Below are 21,785 nucleotides of genomic sequence, written 5' to 3'. Positions count from 1 at the left end.
AAGTGTCAGGCGTCCCGGCGCTTGAGCAGCAGATAGCCGCCGAGCAGCACCACCAGGCACCACAGGGCCATGATCCCCAGGCCGCCCCAGGGCCCGTACGGCACGTCGTCGTCGAAGGTGACCACCTGCATCACCCGCGCGCCGGCCTGGTCGGGCAGGTACTGGCCGACCTTCTTGGTCGCCTCGACCGTGCCGAGAATGGGGGAGAGCAGGAAGAACAGCGGCATCAGCACGCCGAGCGAGAACATCGGCGAGCGCAGCATCGCCGCCACGCCCATCGAGAAGACGGCGATCAGCGTCATGTAGAGCGCCCCGCCGACCACCGCGCGCAGCACGCCCTCGTCGCCGAGGGAGGCGCGGTGCGGGCCCAGCATGGCCTGGCCCAGGAAGAACGAGGCGAACGCGGTCACCAGTGCGACCACGAAGGCGGGCGCCGTCGCCACCGCCAGCTTGGAGGCGTAGAACACCCCCCGCTGCGGCACCGCGGCCAGCGAGGTGCGGATCATGCCGGTGCTGTACTCGTTGGACACCACCAGCACACCGAAGACGATCATGGCGAGCTGGCCGAGGCTCATCCCGGCGAAGCTGACGAAGGTCGGGTCGAAGGTGAGACGGTCCCGCGCCGGCATGTTCCCGAACTCGCGGCGGGTCAGCCAGGAGATCAGCACGCCGAGGGCGACCGTCACCACCAGGGCGACGGAGAGCGTCCAGACGGTGGAGGCCACCGAGCGGACCTTGGTCCACTCGGAGCGGACGACCTGCGCGACGGCCATGCTCATCCCTTCTTCCAGCCGGCGCCCCAGGACGCCTCCTCGCCGATCGCCGGGCCGCTGTGCGCGTGGTACTCCACGGACTCCGCGGTCAGCCGCATGAACGCCTCCTCCAGCGAGGCCTGCTGCGGGCTCAGCTCGTGCAGCACCAGACCGTGCCGGGCGGCCAGCTCGCCGATCTGCGGCGCGCCCACCCCGTCGAGCTCCAGCACGTCACCGGTCTCCATCGCGGTCAGGCCCGCGCTGCGCAGCACGTCCATGAACCGTTCCCGGTCGGGGGTGCGGACACGGACGTAGGAGCGGGAGTTGCGCCGGATGAACTCCGCCATCGGCAGGTCCGAGAGCAGCCGGCCCTGCCCGATCACGATCAGGTGCTCGGCGGTCAGCGCCATCTCGCTCATCAGGTGCGAGGAGACGAACACCGTGCGGCCCTCGGAGGCCAGGCGCTGCATCAGGGTGCGGATCCAGTGGATGCCCTCGGGGTCGAGGCCGTTGACCGGCTCGTCGAACATCAGGATCCGCGGGTCGCCCAGGAGCGCGGCGGCGATGCCCAGGCGCTGCCCCATGCCCATGGAGAAGCCCTTGGCCTTCTTCCTCGCCACCGCGGTCAGGCCGACGATGTCCAGGACCTCGTGCACCCGCCGCTCGGGCAGGCCGTTGCTCTGGGCCAGGCACAGGAGGTGGTGGTAGGCGCTGCGGCCGCCGTGGTTGGAGGTGGCGTCGAGGAGGGCTCCGATGGTCCGCAGCGGGTCGTGCATCTGCGCGTAGCGGCGGCCCTCGATGCGGACGTCGCCGGAGGTGGGGTGGTCGAGGCCCAGGATCATCCGCATGGTGGTGGACTTGCCGGCGCCGTTGGGGCCGAGGAAGCCGGTGACGATGCCCGGCCGCACCTCGAAGGTCAGGTTGTTCACGGCGACCTTCTCGCCGTACCGCTTGGTCAGCCCCTCCAGCGAAATCATGGCCCCCACGGTAGGGGGGCGGGGCATCCGGTGCCACCGGAACGTGCCGTTCGTCCCCGGGCGCCGGTCCGCCCGCGGCCGGAGCGGCGCACGCGCGGTGCGGGGAAAGGCAGGGGCCCGCGCCGCCGTGCGGCGGCGCGGGCCCCTGGGGGACGAGAGGTCAGCGGGTCTGCTGGGCGGGCACGGTACGGGCCGGCTCCTCCTCGGGGGAGCTCGCGGCGGCGACCGCCGCACCCGTGAGCGTCGCCAGCATCTCGCGGACGTTCGTCAGCTGCGCGTTGATCGAGTCGCGACGGTTCGTCAGCGCCGCCAGCTCGCGCTCGGACTCCGACCGGATCCGGTCGGCCTTCGCGTTCGCGTCGGCCACGATGTCCTCGGCCTGGCGCTGCGCCGTCTCGACCGTCTGACGGGCACGGCGCTCCGCGTCGGTGCGCAGCTTCTCCGCCTCCAGGCGCAGCTGCTCCGCCCGGTGCTCGATCTCCGCGAGCCGCTTCTCGGCCTTGGCCTGACGGGAGGCCAGGTCACGCTCGGACTGCTCCCGGCGCTTGGCCAGGTTGGTCTCGAAGTCGGCGGCGGCCTGCGCGGCCTTGGCGCGGGTGTCCTCGAAGAGGGCGTCCGCCTCCTCCCGCTTGGCCTGGGCGTCCCGCTGCGCGTCGGAACGCATCTGCGCGGCCTCGGACTTGGCCTTCTCGACGATCCGGAGACCCTCGTCCTCCGCCTTCGCCTTGCGCTCCACCGCGTAGGACTCGGCGTCGTTGCGCACCTGCTGGGCGGCGGCCTCCGCGAGCTCCCGGTGCTGCTCTGCGGCGCGACGGGCCTCCTCGCGCAGGTCCTTCGCCTCCTCCTCGGCGAGACGGAGGATCTTCTCGACGCGGGCGCCGAGACCGGCGTAGGACGGCTCCGACTCGTCGGGCTGGGCCTGGACGTTCTGCGTCTCGAGGTGGAGCTCCTCGATGCGCTTCTCCAGCGCGGTGATGCGGGCGAGCGCGCTGTCACGGTCGGAGACGAGCTTCGAGATCCGTTCGTCCACCTGAGCGCGGTCGTACCCACGCCGGACCAGTTCGAAGCCGTAGGGGGAAGTGTCGCTCATGGGGTTCCTGTCGAATGAGACCGGTGAGGTGATAGAGGGAATCCTAGGCCGCCGGGCGGCGTGTCATCGAGCGGAAAGCCCGATTCATCGGGAGAATGCCGCCCCTTTTTGCGGGGAAACCGCCGGTTCTGGTGCGGGTTACAACGGTAGGACCACCCCGGGGACACCGAAATTCACCTTCCGGTCAGTTGTCTGACGACTTGCCACCCGATCGGGTGCTCCCGGCCGAGGCCCCCGCCTTGACACCGGCGTCCTTGGCCGGTCCGGGCGCCTCGAAGGACTCCAGGGCCTCCAGCACGTCCTGGACCCGGGAGATCTCGGCGTTGATGTCCTCGCGGCGGCGGACCAGGACCTCGAGCTCCCGCTTGCCCTCCTCGACCGTGCGCTCGGCCTCGGCGACGGCCTCCGCCTTGATCCTCTCCGCCTCGGCGACCAGCGAGGCCTTCTTCTGCTCGGCCTCCTTGAGCAGCACCTCGGCCTTCTTCACCGCGGCGATGCGCACCTTGCCGGCCTCCGAGCCCGCGTCCGCCAGGACCTCCTTGGCCTTGGCCTCCGCAGTGGCGAGCTGCTCCTCGGCGGCCTTGATCAGCGCGTCGCAGCGCTCGCCGGTGGACTTCATGGTCTCGGCGGCCTCACGGCGGGCCCGCTCGTGCAGCTCCTCCACCTCGGCCGTGATCCGGTCCCGCAGCTCCTCGGCGCGCTCCCGGATCGCCGTCGCGTCCCGGCGGGCGCCGACCAGCAGCTCGTCGGCGTCCTTGCGGGCCTTCTCCACCCGGGAGTTGCCCTCGACGGTCGCCTCGGCGACCAGCCGCTCGGCCTCCTTGCGGGCCGCGCCGACCATGGTGTCGGCCTGCGCCTCGGCGTCCGCGGTGGCCTGCAGCGCCTGCTGCCGCGCGTCGGCGAGCAGCTTGTCGGCCTCGGCGGCGGTCTCGGAGATCAGCGTGTCGACCTGCTCGGCCGCCTCCGAACGCCGCTTGTTGGCGTCCTGACGCGCCTCGTCCAGGGTGCGCTCGGCCTCCTCGCGGGCCGCCGCGGTGAGCCGCTCGGCGGCCGCCTCAGCCTCCTCGCGCAGCCGCCGGGCCTCCTCGCGGGTGCGCTCCGCGTGCTCCTGCGCCGAGGCCACCGTGCGGGACGCCTCGGCGCGCAGCCGCTCGCTCTCCGCCGCGGTCTCGTCGGTGAGCCGCTCGGCCTCGCTGCGGGCCTCGCCGATCAGCGTGTCCGCCTGGGTGGCCGCCTCGCCCCGGATCCGGTTGGCGTCCTCCCGGGCCTCGGCACGGGAGCGGGCCGCCGCCTCCTCCGCCTCCGCGGTCTTCTCGGCGGCCTCCTCGCGGGCCCGGCGGGCCGCGTCCTCCGCCTCCGCGCGCAGCCGCTCCGCCTCCGTCGCCGCCTCGGAGACCGTGCGCTCGGCCAGCGACCGGGCGGCGTCCGCCTCCTCGCGGGCGGCGCCCAGGATCCGGCCGGCGTCCTCCGCGGCGCGCTCCCGCTCCGCGTAGGCGTCGGAGCGGACCCGGTCCGCCTCCTCCTCCGCCTCCTTGCGGGCACGGTCGGCCGCCACCTCGGCGGCGGTGCGCAGCCCCTGGATCTCCTCCTGGGCCTGCTCGTGCAGACCGGCCACCGACTCGCGCACCTGCTGCGCGTGCTGCTCGGCCGCCGACACCATCTCGCCCGCCCGGCGCTCGGCGTCCTCGACCAGGCGCAGCGCCTCGGCCTCGGCCTCCTCGACCCGCTTGCGCGCCGAGGCCAGCAGCTCCTCGCTCTGCTCGCGGGCCCGCTCGCGCTCCTGGTTCGCCTCCTCGCGGGCGGCGCCCAGCAGCTCCTCGGCCTCGCGGCGGCGGCGGGCGGCCTCCTCCTGCGCGGCGGCCAGCGTCTCGGCGGCCTCGGCGGAGATCCGTTCGGCGGCCGACCTGGCCTCCGCGCGGACCCGGTCCGCGGTCTCCTGGGCGTCGGTCTTGAGCCGCTCCGCCTCGGCGGCGGCCTCCGACCGCAGCCGGACGGCGACCGACTCGCCCTCGGCGCGGGAGGCCGCGGCGTCGGAGGCGGCCTCGGTGCGCAGCCGCTCGGCCTCCTCCTCGGCCTGGGCGCGCAGGGCGGCGATCCGCTCGGCGGCCTCGGCGCGCAGCCGCTCGGTCTCGTCGGCGGTCTCCCGGCGCAGCCGCTCCGCCTCGGCGCGCGCCTCGGTGAGCGCCTCCTCGGCGGCCGTGTGCCGCTCCTCGGCCTCGGTGCGCAGCCGGGCGAGCTCCTCGGCCGCCTCGGCCTTGCGCGTCTCGACGGCGGTCTCGGCCTCCTCGCGCAGGGCGCGCGCGGCCTCCTCGGCCTCGGCGCGCACCTCCTCGGCGCGTTCGGCGGCCTCCGCCTTCAGCCGCTCGGCCTCGGCACGGGCGCGCTCCAGCGCCTCGTCGGCCTGGCGGCGCAGCGTGGTGGCACGGGTGAGGGCCTCGGTGCGGACCTTCTCGCTGTCCGCGGTGGCGGTCTGCCGGAGTTCGTCGGCGTCCGCCTTGGCCTTGGCCAGCAGTTCCTCGGCCGACTTGGCGGCCTCCTCGATCTGCTGGACGGCCTCCTTGCGGGCCTCCTGCCGGATCCGCTCGCCCTCGGCGACGGCGTCCGAGCGCAGCTGCTCGGCCTCGCCGCGCAGCCGGCGCGCCTCCTCCTGCAGCTCGACCGTGCGGGCCCGGTACTCCTCGGTGTCGTCCTTGGCGCTGCCCTTGAGCTGCTCGGCGATCTCGTGGGCCTCGGCGCGCAGCCGGTCGGCCTCCGCCTCGGCCTCGGAGCGGATCCGCTCGGCCTCCTCGGCGGCGGCCCGGGTGGTCCTCCCGGCGTCCTCGGAGGCCTTGGTGAGGACCTCCTCGGCGGTGCGGGCGGCCTGCGCGAGCTGGGTGGCGCTCTCCTCGGCGGTGACCGCGCGGGCCTTCTCGGCGGCCTCGGCGACGATCTTCTCGGCCTCGGCGCGGGCGGCGGCGACGATCTGCTCCGCCTCCGCCTTGGTGGTCTCGGCCTCCTCGGTGGCCTCGCCGACCAGCCGGGCGACCTGCTCCTTGGCCGTGCGGATGCGCTGCTCCTGCGCGGCCTCGGCGCCGGAGATCGCCTTGGCGGCGGCCTCCTTGGCCTCGGCGACGACCTTGTCGGCCTCGGCGCGGGCGGTGCGCAGGGCCTCCTCGGCCTCCGCCATCCGCTGCTCGGCGGCGCGACTGAGCTCGGTGGCCTGGCGGCGGGCGGCGTCGGACTCGGTGACGGTGGTGGTGCGCAGCCGCTCGGCGTGCTCGGTGGCCTCCTGGGCCTGCGCGGAGGCGGCGTTCAGCAGGCGTTCGGCGTCGGCGCGGGCGCGGCGCAGGATCTGGTCGGCCTCGGTGCGGGCGGCCTCCGCCTCGCCGGACAGCCGCTGGCGGGCCTCGGCGACCAGGCGTTCGGCCTCGGCGCGGGCGGCGGCCATGGCCTGCTCGGCCTCGGCGCGGGACTCCTCGAGCAGCCGGCGGGCCTGCTGCTCGGTACGGGAGCGCAGCTGCTCGGCCCAGGCGACGTTCTCGTTGACGTGCGACTCGACGGTGGCGCGGCGCTCGGCGAGCTCCTGGTCGAGCTGCTGGCGGCGGGTGACGGCCTCGGAGTGCAGCTCGGCCTGGAGGCGGGCGGCCTGCTCGGCGTGCTCCTGGAGGATCCGCTGGGTCTGGGCGCGGACCTGGCTCAGCTCCCGCTCGGCGTCCTGGCGGAGCTGGTCGGCCTGCATCTGGGCGTTCCGCAGGAGCTGTTCGGCGTGGTAGCCGATGTCACCGCCCTCGAAAGGGGGCCGGAACATGAGGGTCCGGCGCGCCTCGTGGAGCTTCGCGCGCAGCACCTCGACCTGGTAGCCGAGGTCCTCGGCGTGCTGGATCGCCTTCTCCCGCTCGGTCTTCAGCCGCTTCATCTCGGCCTCGAACCGAGTCAGGTGGTCGACGTCATCCGCCGGTTCCCGCTCCTGGCTTTCGTAGCCCCGCACAGCGCGGTCCCATCCGTCCCCTGGTCGCAAGCGTGTACCGAGCTCCGTCCATCGGTCGGACGGGGCCCCCGGGGAATGGTGTCGGACTCGCTGGGCAAGGGCTGCTGCCTGCCCGCGCGCCCCCCGATACCCGGACCCCGGCCCGCGGTCGCCCCTCCGCGGAGAGACGACCGCCCCCACCCTACCGGCCCCTTTCGGGGGAGGTCAGTGGTCCGTGGACTCGGAAGGGACGGAAGTGACCAGTTCTGTCAGGACTCCGTGGCAGTCCTTGGGGTGGAGGAAGGTGATCCTGGAGCCCATCGAGCCCCGCCGCGGCTCGTCGTAGAGGACGCGGACGCCCTTGTCCTTGATGTCGGCGGCGTCGGCGTCGACGTCGGCGGTGCCGAAGGCGATGTGGTGGACGCCCTCGCCGTTCTTGGCGAGCCACTTGGCGACGGGTGAGTCCTCACGGGTGGGTTCGAGGAGCTGGAGGTAGGAAGCGCCGCCGTCCGACGTATCGTTGATCTTGAGCATGGCCTCGCGGACCCCCTGTTCCTCGTTGATCTCGGAATGGAAGACCTCGAAGCCGTACGTGGCCCGGTAGAACTCCACGGTCCGATCCAGGTCGAAGCAGGCGATTCCGATGTGGTCGATTCGCGTCAGCATGCGGTCCAGTGCAGCGCGCAGCGGGCGGTTACGCAACGTGCGCGCGATCACACCCACGGCCCGATGACGCCCCGACTACCGCTCAGTACATTCGGAGAAACCCTCGTCAATTCCACGGCTGGAAGGCCGGAAGGGACGCCATTCCATGTCCGGAACCAATAGCACGGTGATCGTCGCGGGCGCGCGTACGCCCATGGGGCGACTGCTGGGCTCGCTCAAGAACTTCACCGGTGCCGACCTCGGCGGCATCGCGATCAAGGCCGCCCTCGACCGTGCGGGGATCGGGGGCGACCAGGTGCAGTACGTGATCATGGGGCAGGTGCTTCAGGCCGGTGCGGGCCAGATCCCTGCGCGTCAGGCCGCCGTCAAGGCGGGCATTCCGATGAACGTGCCCGCGCTGACGATCAACAAGGTCTGCCTCTCCGGCCTCGACGCGATCGCGCTGGCCGACCAGCTGATCCGGGCCGGCGAGTTCGACATCGTCGTGGCCGGCGGCCAGGAGTCGATGACCAACGCGCCGCACCTGCTCCCGAAGTCCCGCGAGGGCTTCAAGTACGGCGCCGTGCAGATGCTCGACGCCATGGCGTACGACGGCCTCACCGACGCCTTCGAGAACATCGCCATGGGCGAGTCCACGGAGAAGCACAACACGCGCCTGGGCATCGGCCGCGCCGAGCAGGACGAGATCGCCGCCCTCTCGCACCAGCGGGCCGCCGCCGCGCAGAAGAACGGCGTCTTCGAGGCCGAGATCACCCCCGTGGAGATCCCGCAGCGCAAGGGCGAGCCGGTCGTCTTCAGCAAGGACGAGGGCATCCGCCCGGAGACCACCGCGGAGTCGCTGGGCAAGCTGCGCCCGGCGTTCTCCAAGGAGGGCACCATCACGGCGGGCTCCTCCTCGCAGATCTCCGACGGCGCCGCCGCCGTCGTGGTGATGAGCCGGGCCAAGGCCGAGGAGCTGGGCCTGGAGTGGATCGCCGAGATCGGCGCCCACGGCAACGTGGCCGGTCCGGACAACTCGCTGCAGTCGCAGCCGTCCAACGCCATCGCGCACGCCCTGAAGAAGGAGGGGCTGGAGGTCGCCGACCTCGACCTGATCGAGATCAACGAGGCCTTCGCGGCGGTCGCCGTGCAGTCGATGAAGGACCTCGGCGTTTCCTCGGAAAAGGTGAACGTCAACGGCGGCGCCATCGCGCTGGGTCACCCGATCGGGATGTCCGGCGCGCGGCTGGTGCTGCACCTGGCGCTGGAGCTCAAGCGGCGCGGCGGCGGCGTCGGCGCGGCCGCGCTGTGCGGCGGCGGCGGCCAGGGCGACGCGCTGATCCTGCGCGTGCCGAAGGCCTGACCGTAGGCCTGACCCAAGGCCTGACCGAGGGCCTGACCGTAGGCCTGACCGAGGGCATGGCGCCTTCTCTCCCCCCGTTGGTCCCTTTCGCAAGCTGAACGGAGCTGTTGGATGCAGGACGTCGCCTCGCTGGTCGCCCAGGCACGGGAGGGCCGGCCGCGGGCCGTGGCCCGGCTGATCTCCCTGGTGGAGGGGGCGTCGCCGCAGCTGCGTGAGGTGATGGCCGCGCTGGCGCCGCTCACCGGCGGCGCCTACGTGGTCGGACTGACGGGATCGCCGGGGGTGGGCAAGTCGACGTCCACCTCCGCGCTGGTGACCGCCTACCGGAAGCAGGGGAAGCGGGTCGGCGTGCTCGCGGTCGACCCGTCCTCCCCGTTCTCCGGCGGCGCGCTGCTCGGTGACCGGGTGCGGATGTCGGAGCACGCCTCCGACCCCGGTGTGTACATCCGCTCCATGGCCACCCGCGGACACCTGGGCGGCCTGGCCTGGGCGGCGCCGCAGGCGATCCGGGTCCTCGACGCGGCCGGCTGCGACGTCGTCCTGGTCGAGACGGTGGGCGTCGGGCAGTCCGAGGTGGAGATCGCCTCGCAGGCCGACACGTCCATGGTGCTGCTGGCGCCGGGCATGGGCGACGGCATCCAGGCGGCCAAGGCCGGAATCCTGGAGATCGGCGACGTCTACGTGGTCAACAAGGCCGACCGGGACGGCGCCGACGCCACGGCGCGGGAGCTGAACCACATGCTGGGGCTGGGCGAGTCCCGGCAGCCCGGGGACTGGCGGCCGCCGATCGTGAAGACGGTCGCCGCGCGCGGGGAGGGCGTCGACGAGGTCGTCGAGGCGCTGGAGAAGCACCGGGCGTGGATGGAGGAGCACGGGGTGCTGGCCGCGCGGCGCCGGGCCCGCGCCGAGCGGGAGGTCGAGACGATCGCCGTCACCGCGCTGCGGGAGCGGATCGGCGACCTGCACGGGGACCGGCGGCTGGGCGCCCTGGCGGAGCGGATCGTCGCCGGGACGCTCGACCCCTACCGGGCCGCCGACGAACTCGTCGCCGGTCTCACCTCCACGGCCTGACCCCTGCGCGGGCCCCCGTCTCCGGCGCACCGCGTCCCGTCCGTCGGCCGGGACCCCCCGTCCCGGTCACGGGCGGGCGCGGTGGGTGCGGAGGTGGGCGGCGATGGGCGTCAGGGCCGCGGAGAGGGCGTCCAGGGACTCGGGCGGGAGCAGGCCGAGGAAGTGGCGGCGCACCGAGGCCACGTGGTGCGGGGCGACCTTGCGCATCGTCTCGAGCCCCTGGTCGGTCAGGACCGCGAACAGCCCCCGCCGGTCCGACTCGCAGTTCTCCCGCCGCACCAGCCCCGCGTTCTCCATCCGCGTGATCTGGTGCGACAGCCGGCTCTTGGACTGCAGCGTCGCCGCCGCCAGGTCGCTCATCCGCAGCCGCCGCCCCTCGGCCTCGGAGAGGTTCACCAGGATCTCATAGTCGTTCATGGTGAGGCCGAACGGCTGCAGGTCCCGTTCCAGTTGGTACGTCAGCAGCCGGTTGACCTCGAGATGCGTGCGCCAGGCGTGCTGCTCCTCGGCGGTGAGCCACCGCGTGTCCGTCTCGCTCTCCATGGCCCCGATTCTACCTAATGGTTGAAATCCGGACTACCGGGTGGGGCGAACGAGGGAGAAGCGGGAGGAAGCGAGGGGTGTCCGGGGCGGATCACCCCGGAGGGACCACGCTCCGCCGCACCGCCCGCCTCACAGCCCGAACCGCCGCTGGAGGTCGCCGAGCTGCCCCGGCATGCGCGGCATCCCCGAGCCCGGCAGGCCGTGTCCTCCGGACCCCTGGTGCCCGGATCCCCCGCCCGGTACACCCGGCTCGTGCGGCAGCGCCCCGGTGGCCTGGTCCGGCATCAGCGCCTCGCTGGACTGCAGCAGCACCGTGCCGGCGCCGACGAACTCGAACTGGTGCTCCTCGCCGCTGGACCCGCCGATCCCGGTGAGCGCCCGCAGCCCGCCCATCACCCCCCGCACGTAGCCGTGGTCGTAGTGGTGGCAGGGGGAAGGGCAGTCGGCCCAGCCGACCAGGGCCTGCGGGTCCACGCGCAGCGGAGGCTCCATGAAGACGACCGGGCCGTTGGAGGCGGCGACGAACTTCCCCGTGCCGAGCAGGGTCAGGAACCCCGGCACGATGGACTGCTTCAGCGCCAGGCTCGGCTGGTAGGCGAGGAGGTTGCCGGCCCGGATGGTGAGGTTGCCGTCCTCCAGGTCGAAGGAGTTCACGTCGAACGCGCGGTCGGCCAGCAGCATCTTGCCGGAGCCCTGCGCCACCACCCAGTCGCCCGCGTGCAGCGGCGAGTGGAAGCTGGTGCGCACCAGGCGCTCCAGCGCCCCGTGGCCGATGCCGTTGAACTCGATCTGCCCGTAGTAGGCGATCATCCTGCCCTTCTGCAGGAACCACTGGGAGCCCTTGAGCTCCACGCAGAAGGTGTACGGGTTGACGTTGTCGTCCGCCGGGAGCGTGGCGGGGTCGAAGACCGGGACGGTCACAGCTTCTCCTCCGAGGCCTGGACGTACACCGTGCCGCTGCCGCTGAGCTCGAGCTGGAAGGCCTCGCCGGAGCCGCGGCCGACCATGTCCCGCCAGCCCAGCGCGGTGGACAGCTTGTTCCGCAGGTCGCCGCGGTGGGCCACGTAGGCCTGCGGGTCGACGTGGACCGGGCGCTGCGGCGTGACCTGGAGCTCGAAGACGCCGCCGTGGGCCATCACCGCGGCCGCGCCGTGGCCCTGGAGGGTGGTGGTGAACAGTCCCTGGCCGGTGACCTGGCCGCGGACCATGCCCATGACGCCGCCCTGGGCGCCCAGGAACATCGTGCCCTGGCGGAGCGTGCCGTCGAAGGCCAGCAGCCGGTCGGCCTCGACGTGGAGGGTCTCGCCGGTGAGCTGGACGACGTGGACGTGGTGGCCGCCGTGGCCGAAGTAGACCGTGCCGTCGCCCTCGACCGTCATCAGGGGCGTCGCCTCGTCGGCGACCCGGCGGCCGATCATGGACACCAGGCCGCCCTGGCCGCCCTGCAGGTTCGGCGTGAAGGTGACCTCGCCGCGGTACGCCAGCATGGCGCCGCGCTGGCTGAACATCGTCTGCCCCGGCCGGACCGTCGCCTCGACCATCTTGGAGTTGACCTCGCGGAACGGCATCAGACGTCCCCCGCGACCGTGTTGCGCTCGCTCGGCTGCACGTACACCAGGCCGTCCCCCTCGAACCGCATCTGGAAGGCCTCGCCGCCGCCCTCGCCGAGGAAGGTGCGGAAGGTCACCCCCGACTGGAGCGTCTGCCGCAGGTTCCCCTGGTGGGCGACGTACGCGCCCGGGTCCACGGAGAGCGGGTACCGCGCCGAGACCCGCAGCACCACCGCCGGCCCGTCGGAGAGCAGGGCGGCCCGGCCGTGGCCCTCCAGGGTGGTGGTGAACAGCCCGTTGCCCTGCGAGGCGCCGCGCAGGCCGGTGAAGGTGGTGCCGCTGCGCAGTCCTGCGTCGGCGGCCAGGAGGTTGCTGGACTCCACGTACAGCGTGTCGCCCCGGAGGTCGACCAGGTTGATCTCGGACGCCCGGTCCGCGAACCAGCAGGTCCCCCGCCCCTTCACCTCCATCAGCGTCATCTGCTCGCCGGTGAGCCGGCGGGTCACCATGCCGCGCAGGCCCTCGCCACCGCCGCTGAGCTTCTTGAAGGCCATCTCCCCGTCGTAGGCGACCATCGACCCGTTCTTCGCACGCACGGAGTCCCCGGTCATCTCGACGGCGAGCACCTTGCTCCCCTGAAGTCGGAACGTCGCCACCTGGTGACGGTAACCGCAGGCGGGGCCCCGTGGACAGGTCCCGAGGAGGTGCGTGGCCCCGAAATGCCCCTCGGAGGACGAACGGGGAACCTGACCGGCCCCCCGGCCGTTGAGCCGTCCGGGGGGTGCCACAATGGACCGAGCCCGCTTGTGCGCACATTCACAAGCCGTGACGATCCTCCGACCGAAGGTGACCCGTGGACCTCAAGACCGCTGCCGCCCTCCGCCGCCTCCGTCTGGTGTCGGCCCCCGAGGCGGTGTCCTTCCTCCTGCTGCTGGTGGCCTCCGTCCTCAAGCGCACCACCGAGTTCAACGCGGTGCCGGCGCTGGGCGCCATCCACGGATTCCTCTGGGTGCTCTACATGCTCTTCTGGGCCGACGCCTGGTACCGCGCCAAGTGGTCCTTCAAGATCGGTGCCCTGTACTTCATCTGCAGCGTCGTGCCGTTCGGCGGCTTCTACGGCGAGCGCCGGCTGCGCCGTGAGTCCGAGGACGCGGTCGTCGCGGCCCGCGCCCGCAAGGAGATCCGCCCGGAGGGGGCCCAGGCATGATCGTCGCCTTCTCCGTGACGCCGCTGGGCGTGGGCGAGGACGTCGGCGAGTACGTCGCCGACGCCGTCCGCGTGGTGCGCGAGTCCGGCCTGCCGAACCGCACCGACGCCATGTTCACCTCCCTCGAGGGGGAGTGGGACGAGGTCATGGACGTGATCAAGCGCGCCGTGGCCGCCGTGGAGGCGCGCGCCCCGCGGGTGTCCCTGGTGCTCAAGGCGGACATCCGCCCCGGTGTGCGCGACGGTCTGACCTCCAAGGTCGAGACGGTGGAGCGGCACCTCGCCGCCGACTGACCCGCCTCCCGACCGACGGCGAAGCCCGGCGGCCGTCCGGCGCGAGCGCCCGGTGGGCGCCCGGCGGGCGTCCGACGAAGCCCCGGCCCGACCGGCCGGGGCTTCGTCATGTCCGCGGTCGGCGAGACCTCCCGCGACCACCGTATTGAGCGACTGCTCAAACAGGTGTACGTTGCGAACCTGGGTGGTTGAGCGATCGCTCAACCCGGGGTGGGGACGGGGGAGTTCGCCATGGGCATCTACGTGGAGGCCAAGGTCCGCGGTGACCTGGACGAGCTGTGGCGGCGCACCCAGGACCCGGCCTGCCACCAGCGCTGGGACCTGCGCTTCACCGAGATCGAACCGCTGCCCGCCCCCGCCGAAGGGCCGGCCCGGTTCCGCTACGCCACCCGGGTGCTGCCCGGACTCACCGTGGCCGGCACCGGCGTCCACGCGGGGGAGAAGGAGCGCGGCGACGGCACCCGCACCTCCGCGCTCCGCTTCAGCTGCCCGCACCCGCTCTCCCCGCTCGCCGACGGCGGCGGCTACTGGCGCTACGTGCCCGACGGGGACGGCATCCGCTTCCTCACCGGCTACGACTACCGGGCCCGCTGGGGGCGGCCGGGCGCCCTCCTGGACCGGCTGACGCTGCGCCCGCTGATGGGATGGGCCACCGCCTGGTCCTTCGACCGGCTCCGGCTCTGGCTGGAGCACGGGATCACCCCGGAGCGGGCCCTGCGGAACTGGATCGCCGAGATGGTGGTGCGCACGCTGGTGATCGCCGCCTCCTGCGTGGTGCTGCTGGCCGGTCCGCCGCGCCTGGCCGCCGTCGTCGGCCCGCTCGGTCCCGAGGCCGCCTTCACGCTCCCGCTGCTGGCCGCGCTCGCCATCACGCTCGCCCTGATCAAGACGCCCCTGACCGGCACGCCCGCAGCCCGCCGCTGCCTGCGCACCCCGCCGCTGCGCAGCCGCGCGCCCCGGTCCGCCGCGCTCGTCCTGGAGGGCCCCGCGTCATGAGCCGAGGATCGATCTTCCGCCGGGTGATGGGCGCCGAGTTCGGCCGGCTCCACCCCGAGCTGCGCCGCCGCTTCTCGGTCGGGCTGGAGAGCGGCGAGGCCTGCACGGGCACCGGCGTGATGGACCGGATCTGGCACGGGCGCCGCGTCGTCCGGCCGTTCCTGGCCCTCGGCGCCACCCGCAACATCCTGGTGCCGCGGCAGGGGCGCGACGTGCCGTTCGTGATCGAGAACGTCCCGTACGCCGACTCCTTCGGCCGGGAGACGGTCAGCTTCGTGCGCACCTTCCACCTGCCCGACGGGCCGCGCCGGTTCGACGCGCAGATGGTGACCGCGCCGGAGGGCGACCGGATCCTGGACTACCTCGGCACCCACCAGCACCTGGCCAGCGACCTGCACCTCACCGCGGGGGCCGGCGGTGAGCTGGTCATCCGCTCCGGCGAGCACCGGTTCCGCGAGGGCCCGGTGGACGTGCGGGTGCCCGCGGTGATCGGCGGGGACGCGGAGGTGCGGGAGTCGTTCGACGAGGACACCGGGCGCTTCCTGATCCGCGTCCGGGTGGTCAACCGGTACGTCGGGCCGCTCTTCGGCTACGAGGGCTCCTTCACCGCCGAGTACGCCGACGTGAGCCGGCGCGGCGTGCGGCCCGGCCTGCGGCCGGTGCGCGAGGAAGCCCGCGCGTGAGCCGCGCCGACCGCGAGGGGACGGCCGGCCGCGGGGCCCGCGGCGAGGGCGGGGCCCGCGGCGGCGGCGGGGCCCGCGGCGGGGGCGGGGCCCGCGGCGGGGGCGGTGGCGAGGCCCGGGACACCGCGCCGGCGTCCGCGCCCGCGCCCGCGGTCCGGGACGCCGCGCGGGCCGGGGCCGGGGCCGGGGGCGATGCCCGGTGCGTCGCGCCCGACACCCGCACCCGGCTGCTGGAGGGGACCCTGCGCACCCTCGACGAGCAGGGCATCGCCAAGGTGTCCGCCCGCACCGTGGCCGCCGCGGCGGGGGTCAACCAGGCGCTGGTCTTCTACCACTTCGGGTCGATGGACGAGCTCCTCGCCGCCGCCTGCCGCCACGGCGCCGAGGAGCGGGTCGCCCGCTACCGGGAGCGCCTGGCCGAGGTGACCTCCTTCGCCGGGCTGCTGGCCATCGGCCGGGAGATCCACGAGGCCGAGCGCGCGGCCGGCCACGTGGCGCTGATCGGGCAGATGCTGGCCGGCGCGCAGACCCACGCGCGCCTGGGACCGGCCACCGCCGCCGGGCTGGACCTGTGGATCACCGAGATCGAGAAGGTGCTGCGCCGGGTCCTGGCGGCCACCCCGTTCGGCGCGTTCACCGACCCCGAGGGGCTGGCCCGGGCCATCGCCGCGTCCTTCGTCGGGCTGGAGCTCTACGAGGGCGCCGACCGTGAGGGCGCGGCCCGCGCCCTGGACGCCCTGGAGGGGCTGGCCGACCTGGCGGCCGCGGTCGACGGGCTCGGCCCGGTCGCCCAGCGCGCGGTCCGCGCCCACCTCCGCCGTACCGTCGCTCGTCCGGTGAGGTCATCCCGCTCGGCCGAATGAGCGGATTCCGGCCGCCGGTCGACCGACACGCCGACGCGTCGGGAACCTCGCCGGAACACCACGGTTTCCGGGCCGTCGCCGACCTTCCGCGCCCCCGGAACCCCTTCCCGCGGCCCACCACGCCCGGACGCGCCCAAGTCGACAGCTCCCGGAATATCCACTTTTGTGTGGATAGCATCTTGTCCGGTCCTGATCGCCGATCTTCGATCTCCGAACCCCGATCTTCGATCTTCGATCTCCGAAGGCGCGGATTCGATCATTGGAGGGTGCTGTGCTGCCGGAGGGCTACGACTACGACACCCACAGCCGACTGGCGGGGCCGCTCACCGAGCCCCCCGCCGACCAGCCCTGCCGAGTGCGGTACACCTCGCTGCTCTCGCGTGAGCCCCACCGCATGAGAGCGGTCGCGATGATGGCGCTCGCGCCGCTCCTCACCGGTCTGCTGCTGGTCTACCTGGTGTGGCCCAGCCACTGGGTCGAGCGGGACGAGAGCCAGACCTGGCTGGCCGTCCTCGACACGGCCATGCTGATAGGGATCGGCCTGATCGAGTTCTTCATGGTCGTGAACGTCTTCTCGGTCGCCCACGCCACGATGGTCGCCCGCGACCCCGTGCCGGTGACCCCCGAACCCGGCACCCGGGTCGCCTTCATCACCACCTACGTCCCCGGCAAGGAGCCGCTGTCGATGCTCCGCGCCACCCTGGAGGGCGCGGTCCGCGTCACTCACGACGGCCGCGTGGACGTCTGGCTCCTCGACGAGGGCGACGACCAGGAGGCCAAGGACCTCTGCCGGGAGCTCGGCGTCCGCCACTTCTCCCGCAAGGGCGTCGACCGCTGGAACCGCCCCACCGGCCGCCACAAGGCGAAGACCAAGCACGGCAACTACAACGCCTGGCTCGACGCCCACGGGGACGAGTACGACTTCTTCGCCTCCGTCGACACCGACCACATCCCGCTCCCCAACTTCCTGGAGCGGATGCTCGGTTACTTCCGCGACCCGGACGTCGCCTTCGTGGTCGGCCCGCAGGTCTACGGCAACTACACCAACCCGGTGACCAAGGCCGCCGAGTCCCAGCAGTACCTCTTCCACGCGCTGATCCAGCGCGCGGGCAACCGCTATCGGGCGCCCATGTTCGTCGGCACCAACAACGTCGTGCGGATCTCCGCCGTCAAGCAGATCGGCGGCCTGTACGACTCGATCACCGAGGACATGGCGACCGGCTTCGAGCTGCACCGCACCGTCAACCCGGGCACCCGGCGCCGCTGGCGCTCCGTCTACACCCCCGACGTGCTCGCGGTGGGGGAGGGGCCGACCTCCTGGACCGACTTCTTCACCCAGCAGATGCGCTGGTCGCGGGGGACCTACGAGACGCTCTTCAAGCAGTTCTGGAAGGCGCCGTTCTCCATGCCGTACGGCCGGCTCTTCCAGTACTCGCTGATGGTCTGCTACTACCCGATGACCGCGGTCAACTGGTTCCTGGGCATCTTCAGCTGCGTCCTGTTCATGTGGTTCGGCGCCTCCGGCACCTCGGTCTCCACGTCGGTCTGGCTGATGCTCTACAGCGACGCCGCCGCCCTGCAGATCGGCCTCTACCTCTGGAACCGGCGCCACAACGTCTCGCCGCACGAGCCGAAGGGGTCCGGCGGGCTGGCCGGGATGGCGATGTCGGCGATCTCCGCGCCGATCTACCTGAAGTCCTTCACCGCGGCCCTGCTGCGCCGCCCCTGTCGGTTCGTGGTCACGCCCAAGGGCGGCGACAGCAGCGCGGACCGGCTGCTCACCTTCCGGGTGCACCTGTTCTGGGCGGTGGTGCTGGTGGCCTCGCTGGCCGCCTCGGCCGTGCTCGGCAACACCCATGCCGCCATGCGGATCTGGGCGGTGCTGGCGCTGGTGATCGCGCTCTCGCCGGTGGCGATCTGGCGGTACACGGTCGCCGTCGAGAACCGCCGTCGCAAGGCCGCCACCCCGGTCACCGTGCCCGTCACCCTCGCGGAGACCGCCCCGGTCACCGCGGCGGACGTGGTCACCGTGCCGGCCGCGGCGGACGACGCCCCCGCGCCCGCCGCCGGGCCCGCGCACGCGCCGGCCACCGTGCCGGCCACCGTGCCGGCCACCGTGCCGGCCACCGTGCCGGCCGCCGAGCCGACGGGCGAGCCGGCCGCCGAGCCCGCCCGGGAGCCCGAGCCGGCCGCCGAGCCGGTGCGGGAGCCCGAGCCCGTCCGGGAGCCGGAGCCGGAGCCGGTGCGGAAGCCCGCGCCGGTGCGGAAGAAGCCCACGCCGGTCGCCGAGCCCGGCCCCGTGCCGGTGCTGGTCCCCGCCGGCGCGGCGGCGCGGGAGGAGGCCCCGGCCCCCGAGCCGGTGCCCGAGCCCGTCGCGCCCGTGGAGGTCCGCCCGGTGCAGCCGGCCGTCCAGCCGCTGCAGCCCGTGCTCCCGGCCATGTACCCGGTGCCCGCCCTCCAGGCGGGCGCCCTCCCGGTGCACGCCCTGCCCGAGGGAGCCGTCGGGGCGACCACGGGCTCGGCGGTCGCCACGGTCGCCCCGGTGGTGACGGCGACCGCGCCCACCCCCCATCCCACCCCCCTCACGGGCGGTGCCCAGGACGGGAAGCCGACGATGATCTGACTCGGTGGATCCACGTCGGCCCCGACACAGGAGTGCCCCCGCTGCCTCGGGCAGCGGGGGCACTCCTCGTCCGGTTCCGGGCCCCGGCCTAGTCGATGTACTGACGCAGGCCCGGGATGGTCAGGTCGCCGCCGAACTGGCCGGCCTGGACCACCTTCACCTTGGTGAAGTAGATGATCGGGATGTCCAGCGGCGGCGGGTGCTCCGGGGAGAACGTCACCGGGAGCAGACCCAGCAGGTTGCCGGATATGGACTCGGTGTACATCACGGTGTCGCCGCCGCGGATGGTGGAGGTGCTCCCCTTGGCCGCGACCGCGTGGTGGGTCCTGCCGTTCTCCTTGTCGTGCACGACCTGGTGGAGGTCGCCGATGTCGGTGCCGTCGGAGACGACGTACTTCAGCACCTCCTTGACCGTGCCGTTGGCCGTCTTGACCTTGACGATGCCCTCGTACCGGGCGCCCTTCAGCAGCAGCGAACTGGCCTGCAGCTCCCAGGGGTGGTCGGGCAGCGCGACGATGCCCTCGAGGCCGCCCTCCTCGTCGGTGGCGGCGGGGCAGTCCTCGGGGTCGACCGCGGGGGCGGTCGTCTCCTCGACGGGCTCGCCCTTCTCGGCGGCCTCCTCGGCCTTCTCCACGGCCTCGGCGGTCTTCTCGACGGCCTCCTTCGGGGCCTTGGCGGCCGGCTCGGTCTTCTCGCCGTCCTCCGCCCCGTCCTCCGCGCCGTCCTTCGTCCCGGTGCCGGCCTCCGGCTCGTCGGCCGCGGGCTCGTCCTCGGCCCCGGCGGCGGGCTCCTCGGACGCCGGCTCCTCCTCCGGAGCGTCGGGCCCGTCGAACAGGTCCTTGAGCGCGTCGCCGATGCCCTCGAGCAGGTTCGGCTTCTCGGGCTCCTCCTCCGCGGGGGCCTCGGGCTCCTCGGCCCCGGGCTCGGCCGGGGCCGGCTCCTCCGCCCCGGGCTCGGTCGGCTCGGGCTCCTCCGGCTCCTCGGAGGCCGGCGGCTTGTCGCCGTCCGCGCCGCCGTCGTCGTCGGGGGCCGGCTTGTCCTCGCCGCCGGTGCCCTCGTCGGTGTCCTTGTCCTTGTCCTCGTCCTCCTCGGCCGCACCGCCCTTCTCGGCCTCCTCGAGCACCTCCACACAGGCCTGGTACTCCTCGGCCGTGAGCGTGCTCCTGGGGACCGCGGGCCGGTCGTCGGCCTGCGCGAGCGTCGGCGTGAAGCTCATGCCCATGAGGACCGCCGTGGGCATGGCGGCGATGGCCATGCCGCGCGGAATGTGGAGCCGGGCGCGCAACGGTTTCCGCGGTGCCGCGTGCCGCGGCCCTGATCTCGCGTCCGACGCGTCCACGGCCGGGCCGTGAACCTCCTCGTCAGCCGGCACTGTGCCTCCCGTTCACCTCGTTGGCCGGGTTGGTGCTTGACAGTTCGTTCCACTCGCCGGCGGGCTCGTCCCCACGACGCGGCTCGGGAAGCCGGGCGTTCACGGTGCCGGACGCGTACTCGTCCTCCGCGGCGCCGTCCTTGGCGAACGACACGGTGTCGGCCCGCTCCGGCTCACCGGCGAGCGGTTCGGCGCCGTCCGCCGCGGCGGCCCCGTCCGGCCGGCCAGGCGCCCAGGCGATCGCCATGGCGCCACCGATCAGCGCGAAGAGGAAGCCGATGAAGAACCCGCCGAGGTTGGACACCGGGATGGAGACCAGGCCCAGCAGGATCGCCGCGACACCGCAGAAGATCTGGATGTGCCTCTGGAACCAGAGGCACAGGCCCAGCACGCCGAGCAGCACGCCGATGATCAGCGAGCCGGCCCCGGCGGTGGTGGCCATGGTCATGGTGAGGTTGCCGATGTGCAGGTCGGCGTAGGGGAAGTACCCGATGGGCAGACCCGCGAACATGACGAACAGGCCGGCCCAGAACGGCCGCGTGCCCCGCCACGTGCGGAAGTTCCGCCGGACGACCCGAAGGCGTTCGCGGCCGGGCGCGGCAGGAGTCTCGGCGCTCATGGAAAAACAGCTCCCTGGAACGGCTTTGCCGTGATGAGTGTGGTGGTGCGTGGGGCTGGGACGAGCGGGGGAGCCGGGTGGCTCCCTCGCTCGTCAGCGAGTGCCTAGTAGCACTCGTGGACACCCGTCTTCAGCGACATGTTCAGGTTGCTGAGGTTGAAGGTGCCGGCGGTGGTGGCCCATGCCGTCTGCTTGACGCCGGTCAGCGTGACCGAGTCGGCCTGCTGGGAGAAGCCGTTGGGGTTGGCCCCCGCGGAGAGCTCCGGACCCTTGGTGGCCTGGCCGGCCGCCACACCGATGTCGATGTTCTTGAACTCCGCCGACGTCGTCTGGAGGCTCTCGACGTCGATGTACAGGTTCTCGGCCTTGACCGGCGTGTCACCGGTGCCCGCGGTGAGCCGCAGGCTGATGTTGCCGAAGACCGGCACGTGCGGCGTCACGACGGACTGGCACATGTTCTGGATCTGCGCCGTCTTGAAGGCGGAGACCGCGACCGGGTGGTACGTCTCCTTGCCCTCGAGGGTGACGCCCTTGTCCATCGAGCCGTACTGGTTGAAGCCGGTGCCGTCGAGACGGTCGGCGGTCACCTTGAACGACTGGCCGGAGACGCTGAACGACGCGGCGAGCGCGCCCTGCGACAGGCCGACGCCTATCGCGGCGGTGGCGGCGATGCTGGGCACCATGACGACGGCGAACCGCTTCCATCTGGTACCGCCACGCAGCTGGGACTGCATATGTCCTCCTTCTCGGACGTACATCTCCTGGTCCCGGCTGCCACTGAAGGCGGCTCGGGCCGGGCAGGGATGGGAGAAGTGCTACGTCCTCGGGAAGGAGAGCGCCTGTTCTCGTACGGCGCGGTACGCGCCCGAAGCACCGGCGATCACCCCCGAGCGACAACCACTGGCCGCACCGGACAGGTGATCCCGTGCGACCTTTTCGGACAGGCTCCGCACCGGGCGAAGACCCCCCTGTCCTAGGCGCGGCGTCACGGTGACACCGCCCCTGCCCGGTGGGGACCCTGGTGCCCGTGCGCCCGTTGGATGGCGGGCGTACGGAACAGGACCGAGCGTCGCCGATCGTTGTGCATTCTGCGCGCCCCCGCAAGGGGTCTCGTTACCCGCTGGTAACGGCGGGATGGCCGGAGATCGCCCGTCCCGTCGGGCTCCGCGACGCAGGGTTGCCCGCCAAGTCG

General features: G+C 73.1%; 19 protein-coding genes and 1 pseudogene. 8 read left to right on the top strand and 12 right to left on the bottom strand.

The annotated features are described in order from the left end of the window. Nucleotides 1–5: 5 nt before the first annotated feature. The 5 genes from ABZ836_RS10720 to mce form a co-directional block, all read right to left on the bottom strand. Nucleotides 6–773, bottom strand: coding sequence for an ABC transporter permease (locus ABZ836_RS10720; RefSeq protein WP_361141238.1), 768 nt, complete (start codon nt 771–773; stop codon nt 6–8). Between the two features lie 2 nt (nt 774–775). Further along, nucleotides 776–1,729, bottom strand: a complete 954-nt coding sequence (locus ABZ836_RS10715) for an ATP-binding cassette domain-containing protein (protein ID WP_356130660.1) — start codon at nt 1,727–1,729, stop codon at nt 776–778. Nucleotides 1,730–1,889: 160 nt separating this feature from the next. Continuing rightward, nucleotides 1,890–2,819: a cellulose-binding protein gene (locus ABZ836_RS10710; RefSeq protein WP_356130661.1), complete on the bottom strand. Its 930-nt coding sequence runs from the start codon at nt 2,817–2,819 to the stop codon at nt 1,890–1,892. 184 nt (nt 2,820–3,003) lie between these two features. Further along, entirely contained in the window at nt 3,004–6,786 is a 3,783-nt protein-coding gene (scy, locus tag ABZ836_RS10705) for a polarized growth protein Scy (protein WP_361141236.1), read from the bottom strand. A gap of 204 nt (nt 6,787–6,990) precedes the next feature. Next, nucleotides 6,991–7,431: a methylmalonyl-CoA epimerase gene (gene mce, locus ABZ836_RS10700; protein ID WP_356130665.1), complete on the bottom strand. Its 441-nt coding sequence runs from the start codon at nt 7,429–7,431 to the stop codon at nt 6,991–6,993. A 145-nt stretch (nt 7,432–7,576) separates the two neighbouring features. On the opposite strand from mce, the gene ABZ836_RS10695 reads away from it, so the two are divergent. Together ABZ836_RS10695 and meaB are read left to right on the top strand one after the other, a co-directional pair. Then, nucleotides 7,577–8,773: an acetyl-CoA C-acetyltransferase gene (locus ABZ836_RS10695; protein WP_356130667.1), complete on the top strand. Its 1,197-nt coding sequence runs from the start codon at nt 7,577–7,579 to the stop codon at nt 8,771–8,773. 111 nt (nt 8,774–8,884) lie between these two features. Next, nucleotides 8,885–9,844: a methylmalonyl Co-A mutase-associated GTPase MeaB gene (gene meaB / locus ABZ836_RS10690; RefSeq protein ID WP_356130669.1), complete on the top strand. Its 960-nt coding sequence runs from the start codon at nt 8,885–8,887 to the stop codon at nt 9,842–9,844. Nucleotides 9,845–9,910: 66 nt separating this feature from the next. On the opposite strand, the gene ABZ836_RS10685 is transcribed toward meaB, so the two are convergent. From ABZ836_RS10685 to ABZ836_RS10670, 4 genes are all read right to left on the bottom strand, one after another. Beyond that, the gene (locus tag ABZ836_RS10685; protein WP_356130671.1) at nt 9,911–10,387 is read right to left on the bottom strand and encodes a MarR family transcriptional regulator; all 477 of its coding nucleotides are present in this window, start codon (nt 10,385–10,387) and stop codon (nt 9,911–9,913) included. Nucleotides 10,388–10,516: 129 nt separating this feature from the next. Continuing rightward, entirely contained in the window at nt 10,517–11,308 is a 792-nt protein-coding gene (locus ABZ836_RS10680) for an AIM24 family protein (RefSeq protein ID WP_361141233.1), read from the bottom strand. Beyond that, nucleotides 11,305–11,955 (bottom strand): AIM24 family protein, encoded by a 651-nt coding sequence (locus tag ABZ836_RS10675; protein WP_356130675.1) that lies wholly within the window; start codon nt 11,953–11,955, stop codon nt 11,305–11,307. Before ABZ836_RS10675 ends, ABZ836_RS10680 begins: the two co-directional genes overlap by 4 nt. Beyond that, complete coding sequence (locus ABZ836_RS10670) at nt 11,955–12,593, bottom strand: AIM24 family protein (RefSeq protein WP_356130677.1); 639 nt, start codon at nt 12,591–12,593, stop codon at nt 11,955–11,957. Before ABZ836_RS10670 ends, ABZ836_RS10675 begins: the two co-directional genes overlap by 1 nt. Before the next feature lie 197 nt (nt 12,594–12,790). Here ABZ836_RS10670 and ABZ836_RS10665 point away from each other — a divergent pair, with 197 nt between their 5' ends. From ABZ836_RS10665 to ABZ836_RS10640, 6 genes and pseudogenes are all read left to right on the top strand, one after another. Continuing rightward, a complete protein-coding gene (locus ABZ836_RS10665; protein WP_356130679.1) occupies nt 12,791–13,144 on the top strand; it encodes a DUF3817 domain-containing protein in 354 nt (117 codons plus the stop codon). After that, entirely contained in the window at nt 13,141–13,437 is a 297-nt protein-coding gene (locus ABZ836_RS10660) for an MTH1187 family thiamine-binding protein (RefSeq protein WP_361141230.1), read from the top strand. Before ABZ836_RS10665 ends, ABZ836_RS10660 begins: the two co-directional genes overlap by 4 nt. A 231-nt stretch (nt 13,438–13,668) precedes the next feature. Next, a complete protein-coding gene (locus ABZ836_RS10655) occupies nt 13,669–14,433 on the top strand; it encodes a hypothetical protein (protein ID WP_361141228.1) in 765 nt (254 codons plus the stop codon). Continuing rightward, entirely contained in the window at nt 14,430–15,116 is a 687-nt protein-coding gene (locus ABZ836_RS10650; RefSeq protein WP_361141226.1) for a DUF4166 domain-containing protein, read from the top strand. Before ABZ836_RS10655 ends, ABZ836_RS10650 begins: the two co-directional genes overlap by 4 nt. Nucleotides 15,117–15,343: 227 nt before the next feature. After that, nucleotides 15,344–15,979: a helix-turn-helix domain-containing protein gene (locus ABZ836_RS10645; protein WP_356130730.1), complete on the top strand. Its 636-nt coding sequence runs from the start codon at nt 15,344–15,346 to the stop codon at nt 15,977–15,979. A 271-nt stretch (nt 15,980–16,250) separates the two neighbouring features. Further along, nucleotides 16,251–17,912, top strand: a pseudogene (locus tag ABZ836_RS10640) (cellulose synthase catalytic subunit); the annotation flags it as partial. A 778-nt stretch (nt 17,913–18,690) separates the two neighbouring features. Here ABZ836_RS10640 and ABZ836_RS10635 read toward each other — a convergent pair. The 3 genes from ABZ836_RS10635 to ABZ836_RS10625 all read right to left on the bottom strand — a co-directional run bounded on the left by ABZ836_RS10635 (nt 18,691) and on the right by ABZ836_RS10625 (nt 21,327). Beyond that, entirely contained in the window at nt 18,691–19,857 is a 1,167-nt protein-coding gene (locus ABZ836_RS10635; RefSeq protein WP_361141224.1) for a hypothetical protein, read from the bottom strand. A gap of 106 nt (nt 19,858–19,963) precedes the next feature. Then, entirely contained in the window at nt 19,964–20,593 is a 630-nt protein-coding gene (locus ABZ836_RS10630; protein WP_356130688.1) for a DUF6114 domain-containing protein, read from the bottom strand. 104 nt (nt 20,594–20,697) lie between these two features. Then, nucleotides 20,698–21,327: a DUF6230 family protein gene (locus ABZ836_RS10625; protein ID WP_356130690.1), complete on the bottom strand. Its 630-nt coding sequence runs from the start codon at nt 21,325–21,327 to the stop codon at nt 20,698–20,700. Between the last annotated feature and the right edge of the window lie 458 nt (nt 21,328–21,785).

Origin of the sequence: Streptomyces sp. NPDC047130 (assembly GCF_040643475.1) — a bacterium.
In the GTDB taxonomy this organism is placed as follows: Bacteria; Actinomycetota; Actinomycetes; order Streptomycetales; family Streptomycetaceae; genus Streptomyces.
The sequence above is the reverse complement of the archived record's forward strand: the minus strand, read 5'-3'. Positions and strand labels throughout refer to the sequence as shown.

Bases quoted from the DNA above. Each gene is read 5' to 3' on its own strand.
- ABZ836_RS10720 (WP_361141238.1), bottom strand. From the start codon at position 773: ATGGCCGTCGCGCAGGTCGTCCGCTCCGAGTGGACCAAGGTCCGCTCG.
- ABZ836_RS10715 (WP_356130660.1), bottom strand. From the start codon at position 1,729: ATGATTTCGCTGGAGGGGCTGACCAAGCGGTACGGCGAGAAGGTCGCC.
- ABZ836_RS10710 (WP_356130661.1), bottom strand. From the start codon at position 2,819: ATGAGCGACACTTCCCCCTACGGCTTCGAACTGGTCCGGCGTGGGTAC.
- mce (WP_356130665.1), bottom strand. From the start codon at position 7,431: ATGCTGACGCGAATCGACCACATCGGAATCGCCTGCTTCGACCTGGAT.
- ABZ836_RS10695 (WP_356130667.1), top strand. From the start codon at position 7,577: ATGTCCGGAACCAATAGCACGGTGATCGTCGCGGGCGCGCGTACGCCC.
- meaB (WP_356130669.1), top strand. From the start codon at position 8,885: ATGCAGGACGTCGCCTCGCTGGTCGCCCAGGCACGGGAGGGCCGGCCG.
- ABZ836_RS10685 (WP_356130671.1), bottom strand. From the start codon at position 10,387: ATGGAGAGCGAGACGGACACGCGGTGGCTCACCGCCGAGGAGCAGCAC.
- ABZ836_RS10675 (WP_356130675.1), bottom strand. From the start codon at position 11,955: ATGCCGTTCCGCGAGGTCAACTCCAAGATGGTCGAGGCGACGGTCCGG.
- ABZ836_RS10660 (WP_361141230.1), top strand. From the start codon at position 13,141: ATGATCGTCGCCTTCTCCGTGACGCCGCTGGGCGTGGGCGAGGACGTC.
- ABZ836_RS10655 (WP_361141228.1), top strand. From the start codon at position 13,669: ATGGGCATCTACGTGGAGGCCAAGGTCCGCGGTGACCTGGACGAGCTG.
- ABZ836_RS10650 (WP_361141226.1), top strand. From the start codon at position 14,430: ATGAGCCGAGGATCGATCTTCCGCCGGGTGATGGGCGCCGAGTTCGGC.
- ABZ836_RS10635 (WP_361141224.1), bottom strand. From the start codon at position 19,857: ATGGCCATCGCCGCCATGCCCACGGCGGTCCTCATGGGCATGAGCTTC.
- ABZ836_RS10630 (WP_356130688.1), bottom strand. From the start codon at position 20,593: ATGAGCGCCGAGACTCCTGCCGCGCCCGGCCGCGAACGCCTTCGGGTC.
- ABZ836_RS10625 (WP_356130690.1), bottom strand. From the start codon at position 21,327: ATGCAGTCCCAGCTGCGTGGCGGTACCAGATGGAAGCGGTTCGCCGTC.